The sequence below is a fragment of the Photorhabdus namnaonensis genome, from assembly GCF_001684335.1.
GTDB lineage: Bacteria > Pseudomonadota > Gammaproteobacteria > Enterobacterales > Enterobacteriaceae > Photorhabdus > Photorhabdus namnaonensis.
The window spans coordinates 17,949-35,285 of the sequence record NZ_LOIC01000094.1 but is presented as its reverse complement, the minus strand read 5'-3'; the positions used below and the strand labels follow the sequence as shown (position 1 = coordinate 35,285).

Sequence of the window (17,337 nt, the reverse complement as noted above, 5' to 3'; positions counted from 1 at the left end):
ATGGGAAAAGTATGAAGAACTGGAGAACTCTCATTTTCGGATTGATGTTTTCAGTGAGTACTGCCTTCGCAGCGCCTCAGCAAATGGATAAAATTGCTGCGGTCGTTAATAACGGAGTGGTACTGGAGAGCGACATCAACAACCGCTTACAATCTGTCAAACTGGATGCGCAACATGCCGGCCAGCAAATACCGGATGAACAAACGCTACGTCATCAGATCCTTGAACGTCTGATTATGGATAACATCCTGTTACAAATGGCAAAACAGATGGGGATCACCATTCCTGATCAAGCATTGGATTCTACAATTGCCAATATTGCGGCTCAGAACCACATCACTGTGGAACAAATGAAATATCGCATTACTGCTGACGGAATGAGTTTCGATACTTACCGTGATCAAATCCGTAAAGAGATGATGATAGCAGAGGTGCGCAATAATGAAGTTCGCCGTCGTGTCACCATTTTGCCTCAAGAGATCGACGCCTTAGTTAAACAAATTAGTAACCAGAATACTAACGATACAGAACTGAATATCAGCCATATTCTGATCCCATTGCCAGAAAACCCTGATCAGACACAAATGGAAAAAGCCATGACGGTAGTGCAGAAAATTATGTCTGAACTTAAACATGGTGTTGATTTCGGTAAATTGGCGATCGCTTACTCTGCGGATCCACAAGCGCTGAAAGGCGGTAATATGGGCTGGAGTCGGCTTGAGGAATTACCAACTCTGTTTGCTGAACAACTGCAATCAGCTCAGAAAGGAGCCATCGTTGGCCCAATCCGCTCCGGTGTTGGTTTCCATATTCTCAAAGTCAATGATATCCGTGGCGGTAACCCAACCATCGCCGTCACTGAAGTTCACGCCCGCCATATTCTATTGAGAACTTCCCCTGTCATGACCGATGATCAGGCGCGCATCAAGTTGCAGCAAATCGCCAGTGATATTCGCAGCGGAAAAACTGATTTTGCCGATGCCGCAAAAGAGTTTTCAGACGATCCTGGCTCAGCCCTACGTGGTGGCGATCTCGGCTGGACTACCCCTGACATCTATGATCCTGCTTTCCGCGACGCGTTAATGCGCCTGAATAAAGGTGAAATCAGTCAACCCGTTCACTCATCTTTTGGCTGGCATCTGATCCAACTATTGGATACCCGCAAAGTTGATAAAACAGATGCCGCTCAGAAAGATCGCGCTTACCGTATGTTGTTCAACCGTAAATTCACCGAAGAAGCACAAAGCTGGATGCAGGAACAACGCTCCTCAGCTTATGTGAAAATTTTAGATGGCAGCGATGCACAACAATAAACCGATTATTATCAATAAACCAATTGTTATTACCCCCGGCGAGCCTGCCGGGGTTGGACCCGACTTAACGGTTGCTCTCGCTCAACAAAGTTGGCCAATGCAATTGGTCGCTTGCGCAGACCGCAACCTGCTTCTCGACAGAGCTAAACAACTTAATTTACCTTTGCAATTACAAGAATACTCTGCTGACAAAACTCCCGAACCACAGGCTGCCGGGACGTTGACAATATTGCCAGTTCCTCTTCATGCCCCCGCACTCGCCGGCGAATTGAACCAAGAAAACGGCAGATATGTCACTGAAACACTGGCACGAGCCTGTGACGGCTGTTTAAACGGAGAATTTTCAGCATTAGTCACAGGACCGGTTCATAAAGGGAATATCAATGATGCCGGCGTACCTTTTATCGGCCATACCGAATTCTTTGCCGATCGCAGTGGATGCCAGCGAGTCGTCATGATGCTTGCAACAGAAGAGCTTCGGGTTGCCTTGGCAACGACTCATCTGCCTATTGTTGATGTACCAAAGTCCATCACTTTCGATAATCTGCGGGAAGTGATTACTATTCTTAACCATGATTTAAAAACAAAGTTTGGTCTGGCAAAACCCTGTATTTATGTTTGCGGTCTGAATCCCCATGCTGGAGAAGGCGGCCATATGGGACGGGAAGAGATCGATGTTATTATTCCCGCGTTAGCCAGCCTGAGAGCGGAAGGTATTGTGCTGGAGGGCCCTTTACCAGCAGATACCCTGTTTCAACCTAAATATCTTCAACATGCAGACGCCGTGCTCTCGATGTATCACGACCAAGGATTACCCGTGCTAAAATACCAAGGTTTTGGTAGAGCCGTGAATATTACATTAGGTCTACCGTTTATCCGTACTTCGGTCGATCATGGCACAGCACTAGAACTGGCCGGGACAGGTCAAGCTGATGCGGGAAGCTTTATCACCGCATTGAACTTAGCAATTAAAATGATACAAAACAGTAATGAATAACAGAGTCCACCAAGGGCATTTTGCCCGTAAACGTTTCGGGCAGAACTTCTTAACCGATCAATTTATCATTGATAGTATTGTTGCCGCTATCAATCCACAACCCGGCCAAGCAGTGTTGGAAATTGGCCCCGGTCTTGGTGCATTGACAGAACCGGTCGGCGAGCGCATGGATAAAATGACCGTGGTTGAACTTGACCGCGATTTGGCCGCTCGTCTACAAATCCATCCACAATTAAAAGATAAACTTACCATTATCCAGCAAGATGCCATGACGGTTAATTTTGGCGAATTGTCTCAGCAAAGAGGGGAGCCGCTGCGCGTCTTTGGTAATTTACCTTATAATATTTCCACGCCGTTAATGTTCCACCTTTTCAGCTATACTGATGCTATTGCCGACATGCATTTTATGTTACAAAAAGAGGTGGTGAACCGTCTGGTAGCTGGCCCCGGAAGTAAAACTTTCGGGCGTTTGAGTGTCATGGCCCAATATTATTGTCAGGTTATCCCTGTGCTGGAAGTACCGCCAACCGCGTTTACTCCCGCACCTAAAGTCGATTCAGCCGTTGTACGTCTGATACCGCACAAAAGCATACCTCACCCCGTCAAAAATATTCGTATGCTGAGCCGGATCACGACCCAAGCTTTCAACCAACGGCGTAAAACCATCCGTAACAGCCTCGGTGATCTTTTTACTGTAGAACAGCTAACGGAACTTGGTATCGATCCAAGTACCCGTGCAGAAAATATTTCTGTTGAGCAGTACTGTAAAATGGCAAACTGGCTATCAGAACAACCTGAAATGCTGTCATAACAGGAGTCAATTATGATTAATACGCCCAGGGTTTCTATTCAGGTACAAAGTGTTTATGTAGAAAGTCAATCGTGTCCCGATCAACGGCGTTTCGTTTTTGCCTATACAATCACTATCCGAAATCTTGGGCGCGAACTGGTTCAGTTAATTAATCGTTACTGGCTAATTACTAACAGTGATGGTCATCAAACAGAAGTTCAGGGGGAAGGTGTTGTTGGTAAACAACCCATAATCCAGCCAGGGACCGAATACCGCTACACCAGCGGCGCAATATTGGAAACACCCTTGGGTACTATGGAAGGCCATTATGAAATGGTCGACCACAATGGCGACCCATTCCGCGTTGCCATTCCGGTTTTCCGTCTGGCTATCCCAACGCTGATTAATTGATTATGTCTACCTATCTCATTGGTGATATTCACGGCTGTTATCGTGAATTACGAGCTTTACTAATTAAAGTCGATTTTGATCCTAAGAAGGACACGTTGTGGTTAACAGGGGATTTAGTTGCCCGCGGCCCAGACTCTCTTAACGTTCTCCGGTATGTTAAACAGCTAGGCTCAGCCGCAAAAGTGGTACTAGGCAATCACGATCTCCATTTATTGGGAGTTTATGCCAGGATCAGCCGTAATAAACCTAAAGATAAAATTGATTCATTACTGTCTGCGCCAGATGCCGATGAATTAATTAATTGGCTACGCAAACAACCGTTACTACAGTGCGATGATGATCTAAAACTACTCATGACACATGCTGGCATTACGCCTCAATGGGATTTGGAAACAGCCAAAATGTGCGCTAGCGAAGTTGAAACTATGCTCAACAGTAGCAGTTACCCTCTGTTTCTCAATTCCATGTATGGAGATATGCCAAACAACTGGTCACAAGAACTCTCTGGACTAGCGCGTTTGCGCTTCAGTACCAATACATTGACACGTATGCGTTACTGTTTTCCAAATGGTCAATTGGACATGTTGTGCAAAGATAAGCCCGAAAATGCGCCTGCGCCGCTAAAACCCTGGTTTGAACTGCCACGCCAGATCCCATCAGGGTATGCCATCGTTTTCGGTCACTGGGCATCATTAGAAGGTCAGGGAACACCCGACGGGTTTTATGCATTGGATACAGGGTGTTGTTGGGGAAGACAACTGACGATGCTACGTTGGGAAGATAAACAATATTTCACGCAATTATCGTTACCTCAGTAAAACAGCATTAAATCCAGACACGCCGTGAAAAAAGCTCATCGGCGTGTTCTATCAATTAGAGGCGACGTTGTAAAATCTCAAAACAGTAGCTGTGAGAATTCAATTCATCGGCATCATGGTATTCAGTAAATTCAGAATCCCATTCATCCGGTTCATAATCAGGAAAATGCGTATCACCGATCACTTCCGCATCGATGTGTGTCAGGTACATACGACTCGCTCGTGAAATAAATTGGTCATAAACTTTACCACCACCCATGACCATAACCTCTTCTGCATCACCCGCCACAGCCAGTGCTTCATCAACTGAGCTTACCCAGGTTACACGTTCATCATTACCCGGCTGATTACTCAATACAATATTGAGTCTTCCCGGTAACGGGTGACCGATGGATTCATAAGTCACTCTCCCCATAATAACGGGTTTATTCAATGTATTACGTTTAAACCAGGCCAAATCCCCCGGTAGATTCCACGGCATTTTATTCTCCATGCCGATAACCCGATCCATAGCTAAAGCAGCGATCAAGCTGATATTCATTAAGCCACCTTATAGGCAAATAGTATAAAAATTGATGACACTATACGGAAAGGGATGTACCCCGTCGATAGGCTCAACACCTTCTTCAGTACAAAAAATTAATTTATACTTGGTTTATTACTTAAGACATTTATTGATCAAAATAATAACAAAACTAATATTAACTATAGGGTACATTATGCTAGAAACATCACTGGTCGTCATCACTATCTCAACGTTGGGTATGCTCTCTCCCGGTCCTGATTTCTTTTTGGTAGTCAAAAATGCCATACGTTACCAACGTTCTGCCGCCATGATGACAGTTGTAGGCTTAATCGCCGCTATCGCTTGCCATATGGTTTACTGTGTCGCCGGGTTGGCTATTGTTATCACCACAACGCCGTGGCTATTTAATCTGATGAAATACGCTGGAGCGGCTTATCTTATTTGGATTGGGATCAATAGCCTGTTTTCTCGCGGAAGGAATACTTTCACTCTCGATGATCAACCACGACAGAGAGTCACTTTCAAAAAAGCGTTTATGCAGGGGTTTTTATGTAATTTGCTCAATCCCAAAGCAACGTTGTTCTTCCTGGCAATATTTACCCAATTGCTAAATGTCAATTCTGGTGTTGGCGAGAAATTGTGGTATGCCTCTATTATCTGGGGATTGTCGGTCATCTATTGGCCTCTGTTAGTCATATTGATCCAAAGCGCGCCGATACGCCGCAGATTAGCGAAAACTCAGAAGATCATTGATAAACTACTAGGTATTGTTTTGATTGGCTTAGGTGTCAAAGTAGCAATAGGATAACAGACAGTGATTCTTTCTCTTTAATTTTTCAATAAACATAAAAATAAACATAAAAAAGTGCGCTGAACAGAGCGCACTTTTTTTACTTCAATTAATTAGAATATAGACTAGCTATTAATCGCCGCATGCATTTCCTGTACAGAAATCACCTGCTCAGTTGGATCTGCGCTCAGTGCCATTGTTGTCGCAAACCCACCATTCAATGTGGTGTCATAATGCACTTTATATTGCAGCGCACTACGGCGAATGAGTTTGGAATCCTCAATTGCCTGACGGCCCGCAGTCGTATTTACAATATAGCTATATTCACCATTTTTGATTCTATCCTGAATATGCGGACGCCCTTCATGAACTTTATTCACCAGACGAGGGTTAATCCCCGCTTCACCTAGCACAACCGCAGTACCATGAGTCGCATCCAGTTCAAAACCCTGTTTCAGCAACTTAGCGGCCAAATCCACAACCCGGCCTTTATCACCTTCACGCACTGACAGAAGCGCTCTACCACTCTGTGGCATTTTAGCGCTACACCCCAATAACGCTTTTGAGAAAGCTTCGGCGAATGTACGCCCAACTCCCATTACTTCTCCGGTTGACCGCATTTCAGGCCCAAGAATCGGATCTACACCAGGGAATTTGTTGAAAGGCAATACAACCTCTTTCACCGAATAGTATGGTGGGATGATCTCCTGAGTTGCACCTTGCTCAGCCAGAGATTGACCAACCATCACTCGAGCTGCGACTTTCGCCAGTGGTAAGCCGGTCGCTTTAGAAACAAATGGCACAGTACGAGCCGCACGCGGGTTGACCTCAATCAGGTAAACCTCATCATTCTTGACGGCAAACTGGACATTCATCAAACCACGCACACCCAATTCAAATGCCAGTTTTTCTACCTGCTCACGCATAACATCCTGAATTTCCTGACTTAAGGTGTAAGCAGGCAGTGAACAAGCTGAGTCGCCGGAATGCACTCCAGCCTGCTCAATATGTTCCATAATGCCGCCAATCAAGACACGCTCACCGTCACAAATAGCGTCAACGTCCACTTCCACTGCATCATCAAGGAAACAATCAAGCAATACCGGGGCATCATTAGAGACACTGACCGCAGTCTGGAAGTAACGACGCAGGTCAATTTCGTCATATACGATTTCCATCGCGCGACCACCCAAAACATAAGATGGACGAACCACCAACGGATAACCGAGAATGTTTGCCTTCTCAACTGCGCGTTCTATCGTGGTTACTGTGGCATTTTCAGGCTGTTTCAGGCCAAGACGATTTACTGCCTGTTTGAAACGTTCACGATCTTCCGCACGATCAATCGCATCCGGGCTGGTACCAATAATTGGAACACCGGCGATTTCCAGTTCACGAGCCAATTTCAGCGGAGTCTGACCACCATACTGAACAATCACCCCTTTTGGTTGTTCAACACGTACAATCTCAAGAACATCTTCCAAAGTCACCGGTTCGAAATAGAGACGGTCCGAAGTATCGTAATCTGTTGAAACGGTTTCCGGGTTACAGTTCACCATGATGGTTTCATACCCATCTTCACGCAGTGCCAGGGCTGCATGAACACAACAATAATCGAATTCAATCCCTTGCCCAATACGATTAGGACCACCACCCAATACCATGATTTTGGGCTTGTCACTATTCGGATTAGCTTCACACTCATCTTCATAAGTGGAATACATGTATGCGGTATCAGTCGCAAATTCTGCCGCACAGGTATCAACGCGCTTATAAACCGGATACAAATTATATTTGTGGCGCAGTTTACGGATCTCTTTTTCGGCCACACCGACCAGTTTTGCCAAACGTGCATCAGCAAAACCTTTGCGTTTCAGAAGCCGCAGGAAGTCGGCCGTCAAGCTGTTAATGCCCTGCTCCGCCACCTGCTCTTCCAATCGCACCAGTTCTTCAATTTGCACTAAGAACCAGCGATCAATATCAGTCAGGTTAAAAACACCATCAACAGACATACCCGCACGGAAAGCATCAGCGATATACCAGATACGCTCAGCACCCGCGTCTTTTAATTCGCGACGAATTTTAGTCAGTGCTTCTGGATCATCCAAATTGACTTTCGGATCAAAGCCGGTTGCCCCGATTTCCAAACCACGTAATGCTTTTTGCAGAGATTCTTGCTGAGTACGGCCAATCGCCATCACCTCACCAACAGATTTCATCTGGGTTGTCAGACGATCATTAGCCCCAGCGAATTTCTCGAAATTAAAGCGAGGAACTTTAGTGACTACGTAATCAATAGAAGGTTCAAAGGAAGCTGGCGTGCGACCACCAGTGATATCATTCATCAATTCGTCAAGGGTATAACCCACAGCCAATTTAGCGGCAATTTTAGCAATCGGGAAACCTGTCGCTTTCGAAGCCAACGCAGAAGAGCGGGAAACGCGTGGATTCATTTCGATGATAACTAAACGGCCATTTTTTGGGTTCACCGCAAACTGTACGTTAGATCCCCCAGTTTCTACACCGATTTCACGCAATACCGCCATCGAAGCGTTACGCATGATTTGATACTCTTTATCCGTCAGCGTTTGCGCCGGGGCGACGGTGATGGAATCACCGGTGTGAATCCCCATCGCATCAAAGTTTTCAATGGAGCAAACGATAATGCAGTTATCGTTTTTATCCCGCACAACCTCCATTTCATACTCTTTCCAACCAATCAGAGATTCATCAATCAAGAGTTCGTTGGTTGGTGAAAGATCCAAGCCACGCTCACAAATTTCCTCAAATTCTTCACGGTTATAGGCGATGCCGCCACCACTTCCTCCCATAGTGAAGGAGGGGCGGATAATACAAGGAAAACCGACTTTATCAGCAACTGCCAACGCTTCTTCCATTGAATGGGCGATACCAGAACGCGGAGTTTCTAAGCCGATCTTTTTCATTGCTATATCGAAACGGCGCCGATCTTCCGCTTTATCAATCGCATCTGCGGTAGCGCCAATCATAGTAACGCCAAACTCTTTCAGGACTCCCTGATGCTCTAATTCTAAAGCACAGTTGAGTGCAGTTTGCCCGCCCATTGTTGGCAGAATCGCATCAGGACGCTCTTTTTCAATGATTTTACGCACCACTTCCCAGTGGATCGGCTCAATATAAGTAGCATCGGCCATCTCTGGATCAGTCATAATGGTAGCAGGGTTCGAGTTCACCAGAACGACACGATAACCCTCTTCCCGTAACGCCTTACAGGCTTGTGCTCCTGAATAGTCGAATTCACAAGCCTGACCAATAACAATTGGGCCAGCACCCAGAATCAGGATACTTTTAATATCAGTACGTTTTGCCATTTTATTTTCTCCTGATTACTTGGTGTTATGACGATTATTTTTCTGACAATACTGTTCAATTAGGTCAATAAAGTGATCAAATAACGATGCTGTTTCATGTGGACCAGGGCTGGCTTCTGGGTGCCCCTGGAAACTGAACGCGGGTTTATCTGTGCGATGAATCCCTTGCAACGTACCGTCAAACAGAGATTTATGAGTAATGTTCAGATTTGACGGCAATGATCTTTCATCTACAGCAAAACCGTGGTTTTGGGCAGTAATCATAACAACATTACATTCAAGATCTCTTACCGGATGATTAGCACCATGATGGCCGAATTTCATTTTCATGGTTTCCGCTCCACTCGCCAATGCCAGCAATTGGTGTCCAAGACAGATACCAAAAATTGGAATCTCTGTCTCAAGCAGGGTTTTAATTGCTTCGATTGCATAGCCACAAGGTGCCGGGTCCCCCGGTCCATTAGATAAGAAAATACCATCTGGATTCAGTTTCAGCACATCTTCAGCCGGTGTCTGGGCAGGAACAACTGTCAGGCGGCAGCCACGATCCACCATCATTCGCAAAATATTTCGTTTTGCACCAAAGTCATAAGCAACAACATGATAGGGTAGATCCTGCTCTTGCTTATCTTCCAGTAATCCCTCCGCCAACGTCCAGCTCCCCTGTAACCACGGATAAATCTGTTTAGTTGTCACCTCTTTTGCTAAATCCATCCCCTCCAGTCCCGGAAACGCTTGCGCTTTTTCCAGAGCAACCTGAGCGTCAACCTGCTTACCTGCTATAATACAACCATTCTGCGAACCCTTTTCTCTTAACAAACGCGTAAGTTTACGGGTATCGATATCTGCTATCGCAACAATATTATGGCGTTTAAGGTAATCGGAAAGCGTTTCTTCACAGCGGAAGTTACTGGTCAACAGAGGTAGATCACGAATCACTAGCCCTTGAGCCTGTACTTTTAGTGATTCTTTATCGACTGAGTTAACACCGACATTACCAATATGGGGATAAGTAAGAGTGACAATTTGGCGGGAATAGGAAGGGTCTGTGAGAATTTCTTGATATCCGGTCATCGAGGTATTGAAAACCACTTCCCCAACTGCCGCCCCTTCCGCACCGATGGCACGACCGTGGAATTGGGTTCCGTCTTCCAGAACCAATATAGCTGACTTAATCAAAACGCCCTCCAAAGAATAATTACTCGCAATTAGTGCATATTAATTCAGATTTATTCCTCAAAATCAATGCCAAAGCTGCTTTTTAGGCAAAATTTTGGCAAATTGCGCGCATTCTAATGATGAGAGGGGGAGTTGTCTACAAAAAATGTTACTTTTCTTATTTTTTTACACATTTCACTGACTGAATTAATGAAATAAGACTAAAAACAGCAACAAAACTAATTTAGAAAACGGTAATCAACATAGAAAACTTGATTCTTAGATGAAAAGTTGAAAATAATCATGAAAAGGAGAAAAAAGCAGAAAATTAAGGTTATAAATAAGACAAAAATAGGAAAAATAAACCAAAGAATAATAGAATTAAAAAAATAAATTAAAAATCGCACAATAAAATATTTAATTATGCGATATCAATAAGTTGAAAAAAATTTATTTCAAAGTAAGTCAAGATTCAGCACATCTTTCATATCAAAAAGACCACTATTTTTACCACTTAGCCATAAAGCAGCCTTTACAGCACCATTTGCAAACGTCATCCGACTGGAAGCCTTATGAGTTATCTCTACTCTCTCCCCAATATCAGCAAACATAGCGGTATGCTCACCTACGATATCCCCGGCACGGACAGTCGCAAAACCAATACTTTTCGGATCACGTTCACCGGTATAACCTTCACGGGCATAGACAGCACACTCTTTCAGATCCCGCCCCAAGGCATGAGCAATAGATTCTCCCATTGCTAAAGCTGTTCCTGATGGCGCATCCACTTTATGACGGTGATGTGCTTCGATAATTTCGATATCACTATACTCACCCATCACTTTCGCTGCTTTTTCCAATAACTTAAGTACCAGATTTACACCTACACTAAAATTCGCGGCAAATACAATCGGGATATCAACAGAAGCCTCTTTAATTGCCTGTTTACCTGCCTCATCAAAACCAGTTGTACCAATCACTATCGCTTTACCGTTCTGGCGACAAATTTCAAGATGAGTCAACGTTCCTTCCGGACGGGTAAAATCGATAAGGACATCAACATTATCAACAATACTTTTCAGGTCATCACAAACAGTCACACCTATATGACCAATACCCGCTAACTCTCCAGCATCTGCGCCAATCAGAGAAGAACCCGAACGTTCCAAAGCCGCACCAAGAGCCACACCATCTAATTGATAAATAGCCTGAATCAACTGACGTCCCATACGCCCACCAGCGCCAACAATAGCAACACGAATATCTGTATCAGCCATAAGCCCTCACTATGAAGTTAGTCCTTTTCCTGATTTAACAGGATGATCAGTCAGATGAATGTCTTAAATAAAGAACATATACACTACTTTATTAGTATTTATCTTAATAATTTAGATTATTTATCTAACTTCTTTGACTTCAACACGTAACTCTTTCGGTACTTCAAACACAATATTTTCTTCCCTACCATGTAATTCCCTGACAGAATCAGCCCCAAGATTTTTCAGGCGTTCAATAACTTGCTGAACTAAAATATCCGGTGCCGAAGCGCCAGCAGTTACACCAACCAGAGAAGTACCGGTAATCCACTCTTCTTTAATATCCTCAGCAGAATCTATCAGATAAGCAGGCTTACCAACTCGTTGAGCTAACTCAGCAAGACGATTAGAGTTAGATGAATTCTTCGAACCCACAACCAAGACAATATCCGCATCAGACGCCAGGTCCCGTACCGCTTCCTGGCGGTTAGTCGTCGCATAGCAGATATCATCTTTACGAGGACCGACGATGTTTGGGAATCGTTCATTAAGCGCATCAATCACTTCTGAAGTATCATCAACGGATAACGTGGTTTGAGTCATAAAACACAAGTTGTCTTCATCTTTGACTTTCAAGTTCCATACGTCTTCCGGAGATTCAACCAGATACATTCCACCTTCCGCATTGTTGTACTGACCCATTGTACCTTCAACTTCGGGATGTCCAGCGTGACCAATCAGAATAGCTTCTTTACCCTTGCGGCTGGCTCTTGCTACCTCCATATGGACTTTAGTCACTAAAGGGCAAGTCGCATCGAACAACATGGTCAAATTGCGAGAACGCGCTTCTGCACGAATAGCCTGTGAAACACCATGTGCCGAAAAAATCAGAATCGCGTCATCCGGTACTTCTGAAATTTCTTCAATAAAGATAGCCCCCCGCTTGCGCAGGTTATCTACAACATAACGGTTATGCACAACTTCATGACGAACATAGATCGGCGCACCATATAATTCCAGTGCGCGCTCTACAATACTGATAGCACGGTCAACACCGGCACAAAAACCGCGAGGGTTAGCCAGCAATATCTGCATGGTTTTCCTCCAATTGTGGATCAATTTCCAACACTTCAATTTCAAACGTGACGTTCTGATCAGCTAATGGGTGATTGAAATCAACAGTCACAGATTCTTCTGTTACGGCTTTGACTATACCCGGCATTTCACTGCCATTCATCGCCGTAAATAACATTATAGTGCCAATTTCAGGCATACCCGTTTCAGCAAAATCACGCGGAGTAAAATATTGGATCAGATCAGGATTCGGTTTGCCAAATACATTTTCACCAGCCAGAGTAAAACTATGTTTATCTCCCTCTGTTAACCCAGTAAGCTGCTGTTCTAAAGGTGAGGAAAGAGTTCCATCACCTAAACGAAATAATGCAGGTTTACCCTGAGTGTAAGTGGAATCGGCAATGGAGCCATCTTGCAGTTTTAAAGTGAAATGCAGTAAAACTGCACTATCCTCCCGCACCTGGTTTGACATATTACTTATCCCACTTTGATTGTCTTTTCATCCGGGCTTAAAAAGCTATCAATGATAACCAATCCAGCCCCGATACATATCGCCATATCGGCGATATTAAAAGTTGGAAAGTGCCAATCACCGACATAAAAATCAATAAAATCGATGACAAAACCATGAACCAACCGGTCAAACAGATTACCCAATGCTCCACCAATAATCAGGGCATAAGCGATATTACTCAGTTTCTTCTTTGCACTGGCACGATACATCATCACCGTCAACACAACTGAAATGGCAACGGCAATGAATGCAAAGAACCAACGCTGCCAACCGTCTTTCTCTGCAAGGAAACTGAAAGCCGCCCCAAAATTCTGGGCATAAGTCAGATTAAAATAAGGTATCAATGGAACGGATTCATACAGATGAAAGTGTTGCAACACTAACTGTTTACTACCCAGATCCAGAATCAATACCACAACAACTAACCAAAGCCAGCGAAGGCCGGTGGAGCAAATGGGTTTATTCATCAGGCAAACTTACGCTCTTCGCCGTTACCGGCAACATTAGTTACACAGCGGCCACAAAGTTCTGCGTGTTCCGCCACCAATCCCACATCTTTAGCGTAATGCCAGCAACGAGGACATTTTTCGCCATCCGCTTTACGGAAAGCAATTTTCAGGCCACCGATTTCGCTTTGTTGCGCATCTTCACCAGCCTGCTCATAACCTGCAACAACAACCTGAGATGTTAGCAGAACGAAACGCAATTCATCTCCGAGGCTATTGAGTTTGTCCGCCAGTTCATTATCAGCGTACAACGTCACCGCGGCCTCCAATGAACTACGGATATGTTTGTCCGCGCGTGCCTGCTCCAGCACTTTATTAACTTCACCACGCACTGCCAGCAAATCAGCCCAGAAAGCATCATTCATTGCTTCGCCCGCGGCCAGACCAAACAAACCGTCATACCACTCTTCGGTAAATACATATTGAGCACGTTTGCCAGGCAACTCATTCCAAACTTCATCGGCAGTAAAGGAGAGGATAGGCGCCATCCAGCGAACCAACGCTTCCGCAATATGATACAGCGCAGTCTGACAACTGCGACGCGCCAGACTATCGCTCTTAGCGGTGTACTGACGATCTTTAATGATATCGAGATAGAACGATCCCATCTCCACGGAGCAAAATTGCATCATACGCTGAACAACAGTGTGAAAATCATATTCATCGTAGGATTTTGCAATGTCCGCCTGTGCCGCCTGAGCACGTCCCACAGCCCAACGATCCAGCACAGCCATCTCTTCTGGTTCAACCCTATGTTGTTCAGGATCAAAACCATTCAAATTTGCCAGCAGGAAACGCGCCGTATTACGGATTCGGCGATATGCATCAGCAGAGCGTTTCAAGATCTCATCGGATACCGCAATTTCACCGGTGTAATCGGTAGAAGCAACCCATAGACGCAGAATATCCGCCCCTAATTTATTTATGACATCCTGCGGACTGATGGTGTTACCGATAGATTTAGACATCTTACGGCCCTGACCATCCACAGTGAAACCATGTGTTAACACCTGACGGTAAGGCGCTTTACCTTTTATTGCCGTTGAGATCATCAGGGAAGACATAAACCAGCCACGGTGCTGATCTGAACCTTCAAGATAAATATCCGCAGCGTTACCTTGGAATTCAGGGCGAGCATCAACCACCGATGCGTGAGTTGATCCCGAATCGAACCATACATCCAACGTATCAAAAATTTTGACATAGTTAGCTGCGTCATCACCTAGCAATTCGGCTGGTTCCAGATCCCACCACGCCTGAATACCGTCAACTTCAACACGTTTTGCCACTTCTTCCATCAATTCAATAGTACGCGGATGAAGCTCTTCTGTCTCTTTATGGACAAAAAGAGACATCGGCGTGCCCCAAGTACGTTGACGTGAAATACACCAATCAGGGCGGTTTTCAACCATTGCCTCAATACGAGCCTGACCCCAACCCGGAATCCACTGAACGCCTTTGATCTCTTGCAACGATTGTTTACGCAGACCGTTTTGATCCATGCTGACAAACCACTGCGGCGTGGCACGGAAAATAATAGGCGTCTTATGGCGCCAGCAACAAGGATAACTGTGCTGTAATTTTTCCAAATGCAACAAGGCATTGTTTTCACTCAGGATATTCAACACAACATCATTCGCCTTAAAGACAAACATGCCATCCAGTGAAGGATAAGTACCGGGCAGATAGCAACCATTAGGGCCAACTGGATTTGCAACTTCCAAGCCATATTTCTGACCAAGAACAAAGTCGTCCGGGCCATGACCTGGCGCCGTGTGCACAGCACCGGTACCTGCGTCCAGAGTCACATGATCACCTAGCACAACCGGTGAATCAAAATCCATAAACGGATGTTTGAAGCGCAGCAGCTCCAGAGCGGACCCCACGCAATGCCCTAGCACTGTCCACGAAGTTATACCCGCACGCTGCATCACACTTTCTACCAAATCAGCAGCCAGAATCAGACATTCGCCCTCAATCTGCACTAATTGATAGCTAAATTCAGCATGCAAAGCGATCGCCCGGTTAGCTGGCAACGTCCACGGCGTGGTTGTCCAGATAATCAAAGAGACCGGTTGAGCTAGTGCCTGCACACCAAATTTCTCACAAACGGCTGCTGCATCAACCGCATTAAAACGCACGTCAATCGATGGCGAAGTTCTATCGTAATACTCAACTTCCGCTTCGGCCAGTGATGAACCACAATCAGCACACCAGTGAACAGGTTTGGCGCCTTTCAACAAATGACCATTAGCGATAATACGGCTCAGTGCACGAATAATGTTGGCTTCGGTCTTAAAGTCCATCGTCAGATAGGGACGTTCCCAGTCACCTAATACACCCAGACGAATAAAGTCTTTCTTCTGACCTTCAATCTGCTCTTTAGCATATTTACGGCACTCGGCACGAAATTCAGCGGCGGAAAATTTTTCCCCAGGTTTACCAATAATCTGCTCAACCTTAAGCTCAATAGGTAAACCGTGGCAATCCCAACCAGGAATATATGGCGAGTCATATCCCGCCATCCCTTTGGATTTAATAATAATATCTTTGAGAATCTTATTGACTGAGTGACCAATATGAATACTGCCATTCGCGTAAGGAGGGCCGTCATGCAGAATAAATGTTTTTTTACCGGCTTTTGCTTTACGAATTACCTGATACAACTCATCTTTGTACCAACGTTTTAACATATCTGGTTCGCGCTTTGCTAAATCTCCGCGCATTGGAAACCCTGTTTCTGGCAGATTCAGGGTGTTTTTATAGTCACTCATTCGATTCTCAATTCCAATTTTCCGCTAGATACATGACACAAGTCGCTGTTTAAAAAATTCCTTCGCAGCGACCAAATCATTAGCAATTTGCTGCTTGAGTGCGTCAAGGGAAGCAAACCGCTGCTCATTACGCAATTTTTTGCGTAACACCACATCAATATAACGCCCATAGAGATCCATTTGGGTATCAATTAGATGTACTTCAAGTTGTTGACCCTGACCAGAAACTGTTGGGCGTGTACCAATATTGGCAACACCCGGCAAAGGCTTGTCTCCTAAACCATAGACTTCAACAACATAAACACCTTGCACAGGAACCACTAATCGTTTTAACGGCAAATTCGCTGTTGGAAAACCAATAGCGCTCCCTAGTCGTTTACCGTGAACGACCCGGCCACAAATGCTATATGGATGCCCTAATAATGTTTCGGCTAATACCAAATCATCATTTTGCAGTGCTTGACGAATAGCTGTGCTGCTGATCCGCAAACCATTATTACAAAAACTTTCACTGTTGGTCACATCAAAGCCGTATGTTTCACCGGCTCGCTGCAAAAAGGCAAAATCACCACTGCGAGCTTGACCAAAACGAAAATCATCTCCTACAGCGAGAAACTTAACACCCAATTTTTCCACCAGCAACCGTGAAACAAAAGCTTCTGGCGTATTTGCCGCAAAATTCCTGTCAAATTTCACGCATAATAAATAATCCACGCCACATTGGGCGAGATATTTGGCCTTATCCCTCAATCTTGTCAGACGCGCAGGAGCATTGCCCTTAGCAAAAAACTCCAAGGGTTGTGGCTCAAAAATCATGACCATTACTGGTAATCCCAGACGCTGCCCTTCGTGTTTTAAGTGTTTCAGTAGTGCCTGATGCCCCCTGTGGACGCCATCAAAATTACCAATCGTCAACACGCAACCGCGGTGACATGTTCGGATATTACGTATACCGCGAATTAGCTCCATAGCTGGCTCAATACCCTGGAAATTGCCAAATTATACCTTGTACAAAGCTCAAGGTTAACCCACCATCATAAGATGATTTAAATCAATAGCC

At 44.9% G+C, this 17,337-nt stretch carries 15 protein-coding genes; 6 read left to right on the top strand and 9 right to left on the bottom strand.

The genetic code is table 11. The annotated features are described in order from the left end of the window. Positions 1-11: 11 nt before the first annotated feature. Genes surA through apaH form a run of 5 tightly spaced genes read left to right on the top strand, consistent with a single transcriptional unit; the run spans position 12 to position 4,329 of the window. A complete protein-coding gene (gene surA, locus Phpb_RS21165; protein ID WP_065392098.1) occupies positions 12-1,313 on the top strand; it encodes a peptidylprolyl isomerase SurA in 1,302 nt (433 codons plus the stop codon). Further along, entirely contained in the window at positions 1,291-2,310 is a 1,020-nt protein-coding gene (gene pdxA / locus Phpb_RS21160) for a 4-hydroxythreonine-4-phosphate dehydrogenase PdxA (RefSeq protein ID WP_065392097.1), read from the top strand. The genes surA and pdxA overlap by 23 nt, the downstream gene beginning before the upstream one ends. Continuing rightward, the gene (gene rsmA / locus Phpb_RS21155) at positions 2,303-3,121 is read left to right on the top strand and encodes a 16S rRNA (adenine(1518)-N(6)/adenine(1519)-N(6))-dimethyltransferase RsmA (RefSeq protein ID WP_065392096.1); all 819 of its coding nucleotides are present in this window, start codon (positions 2,303-2,305) and stop codon (positions 3,119-3,121) included. Before pdxA ends, rsmA begins: the two co-directional genes overlap by 8 nt. Positions 3,122-3,133: 12 nt before the next feature. Beyond that, positions 3,134-3,511 (top strand): Co2+/Mg2+ efflux protein ApaG, encoded by a 378-nt coding sequence (gene apaG, locus Phpb_RS21150; RefSeq protein ID WP_065392095.1) that lies wholly within the window; start codon positions 3,134-3,136, stop codon positions 3,509-3,511. A gap of 2 nt (positions 3,512-3,513) precedes the next feature. Continuing rightward, positions 3,514-4,329: a bis(5'-nucleosyl)-tetraphosphatase (symmetrical) ApaH gene (apaH, locus tag Phpb_RS21145; protein ID WP_065392094.1), complete on the top strand. Its 816-nt coding sequence runs from the start codon at positions 3,514-3,516 to the stop codon at positions 4,327-4,329. Between the two features lie 55 nt (positions 4,330-4,384). Here the strand turns inward: apaH and folA are convergent, their stop codons facing one another. After that, positions 4,385-4,870: a type 3 dihydrofolate reductase gene (gene folA / locus Phpb_RS21140; protein ID WP_011144983.1), complete on the bottom strand. Its 486-nt coding sequence runs from the start codon at positions 4,868-4,870 to the stop codon at positions 4,385-4,387. Between the two features lie 178 nt (positions 4,871-5,048). Here folA and Phpb_RS21135 point away from each other — a divergent pair, with 178 nt between their 5' ends. Next, on the top strand, positions 5,049-5,663 hold the full coding sequence (locus Phpb_RS21135; RefSeq protein WP_065392093.1) for a LysE family translocator: 615 nt from the start codon (positions 5,049-5,051) through the stop codon (positions 5,661-5,663). Between the two features lie 107 nt (positions 5,664-5,770). Here Phpb_RS21135 and carB read toward each other — a convergent pair whose 3' ends face one another. The 8 genes from carB to ribF all read right to left on the bottom strand — a co-directional run bounded on the left by carB (position 5,771) and on the right by ribF (position 17,246). Beyond that, positions 5,771-8,995: a carbamoyl-phosphate synthase large subunit gene (gene carB / locus Phpb_RS21130; protein ID WP_065392092.1), complete on the bottom strand. Its 3,225-nt coding sequence runs from the start codon at positions 8,993-8,995 to the stop codon at positions 5,771-5,773. 15 nt (positions 8,996-9,010) lie between these two features. Beyond that, complete coding sequence (gene carA / locus Phpb_RS21125; protein ID WP_065392091.1) at positions 9,011-10,174, bottom strand: glutamine-hydrolyzing carbamoyl-phosphate synthase small subunit; 1,164 nt, start codon at positions 10,172-10,174, stop codon at positions 9,011-9,013. 434 nt (positions 10,175-10,608) lie between these two features. Next, entirely contained in the window at positions 10,609-11,430 is an 822-nt protein-coding gene (gene dapB, locus Phpb_RS21120; protein WP_065392090.1) for a 4-hydroxy-tetrahydrodipicolinate reductase, read from the bottom strand. Between the two features lie 120 nt (positions 11,431-11,550). Beyond that, positions 11,551-12,504: a 4-hydroxy-3-methylbut-2-enyl diphosphate reductase gene (ispH, locus tag Phpb_RS21115; RefSeq protein ID WP_065392089.1), complete on the bottom strand. Its 954-nt coding sequence runs from the start codon at positions 12,502-12,504 to the stop codon at positions 11,551-11,553. Further along, positions 12,485-12,955 carry an FKBP-type peptidyl-prolyl cis-trans isomerase gene (gene fkpB / locus Phpb_RS21110; RefSeq protein WP_065392088.1) on the bottom strand — a complete coding sequence of 157 codons (471 nt, stop codon included), beginning with the start codon at positions 12,953-12,955 and terminating at the stop codon, positions 12,485-12,487. The genes ispH and fkpB overlap by 20 nt, the downstream gene beginning before the upstream one ends. Positions 12,956-12,960: 5 nt before the next feature. After that, on the bottom strand, positions 12,961-13,464 hold the full coding sequence (gene lspA, locus Phpb_RS21105; protein WP_065392087.1) for a signal peptidase II: 504 nt from the start codon (positions 13,462-13,464) through the stop codon (positions 12,961-12,963). Beyond that, a complete protein-coding gene (gene ileS, locus Phpb_RS21100; protein ID WP_065392086.1) occupies positions 13,464-16,277 on the bottom strand; it encodes an isoleucine--tRNA ligase in 2,814 nt (937 codons plus the stop codon). Before ileS ends, lspA begins: the two co-directional genes overlap by 1 nt. 24 nt (positions 16,278-16,301) lie before the next feature. Further along, on the bottom strand, positions 16,302-17,246 hold the full coding sequence (gene ribF, locus Phpb_RS21095; protein WP_065392085.1) for a bifunctional riboflavin kinase/FAD synthetase: 945 nt from the start codon (positions 17,244-17,246) through the stop codon (positions 16,302-16,304). Positions 17,247-17,337: the final 91 nt, after the last annotated feature.

Coding starts and splice junctions, on each gene's coding strand:
- surA (WP_065392098.1), top strand. CDS start 12: ATGAAGAACTGGAGAACTCTCATTTTCGGATTGATGTTTTCAGTGAGT.
- pdxA (WP_065392097.1), top strand. CDS start 1,291: ATGGCAGCGATGCACAACAATAAACCGATTATTATCAATAAACCAATT.
- rsmA (WP_065392096.1), top strand. CDS start 2,303: ATGAATAACAGAGTCCACCAAGGGCATTTTGCCCGTAAACGTTTCGGG.
- apaG (WP_065392095.1), top strand. CDS start 3,134: ATGATTAATACGCCCAGGGTTTCTATTCAGGTACAAAGTGTTTATGTA.
- apaH (WP_065392094.1), top strand. CDS start 3,514: ATGTCTACCTATCTCATTGGTGATATTCACGGCTGTTATCGTGAATTA.
- folA (WP_011144983.1), bottom strand. CDS start 4,870: ATGAATATCAGCTTGATCGCTGCTTTAGCTATGGATCGGGTTATCGGC.
- Phpb_RS21135 (WP_065392093.1), top strand. CDS start 5,049: ATGCTAGAAACATCACTGGTCGTCATCACTATCTCAACGTTGGGTATG.
- carB (WP_065392092.1), bottom strand. CDS start 8,995: ATGGCAAAACGTACTGATATTAAAAGTATCCTGATTCTGGGTGCTGGC.
- dapB (WP_065392090.1), bottom strand. CDS start 11,430: ATGGCTGATACAGATATTCGTGTTGCTATTGTTGGCGCTGGTGGGCGT.
- ispH (WP_065392089.1), bottom strand. CDS start 12,504: ATGCAGATATTGCTGGCTAACCCTCGCGGTTTTTGTGCCGGTGTTGAC.
- fkpB (WP_065392088.1), bottom strand. CDS start 12,955: ATGTCAAACCAGGTGCGGGAGGATAGTGCAGTTTTACTGCATTTCACT.
- lspA (WP_065392087.1), bottom strand. CDS start 13,464: ATGAATAAACCCATTTGCTCCACCGGCCTTCGCTGGCTTTGGTTAGTT.
- ileS (WP_065392086.1), bottom strand. CDS start 16,277: ATGAGTGACTATAAAAACACCCTGAATCTGCCAGAAACAGGGTTTCCA.
- ribF (WP_065392085.1), bottom strand. CDS start 17,246: ATGGAGCTAATTCGCGGTATACGTAATATCCGAACATGTCACCGCGGT.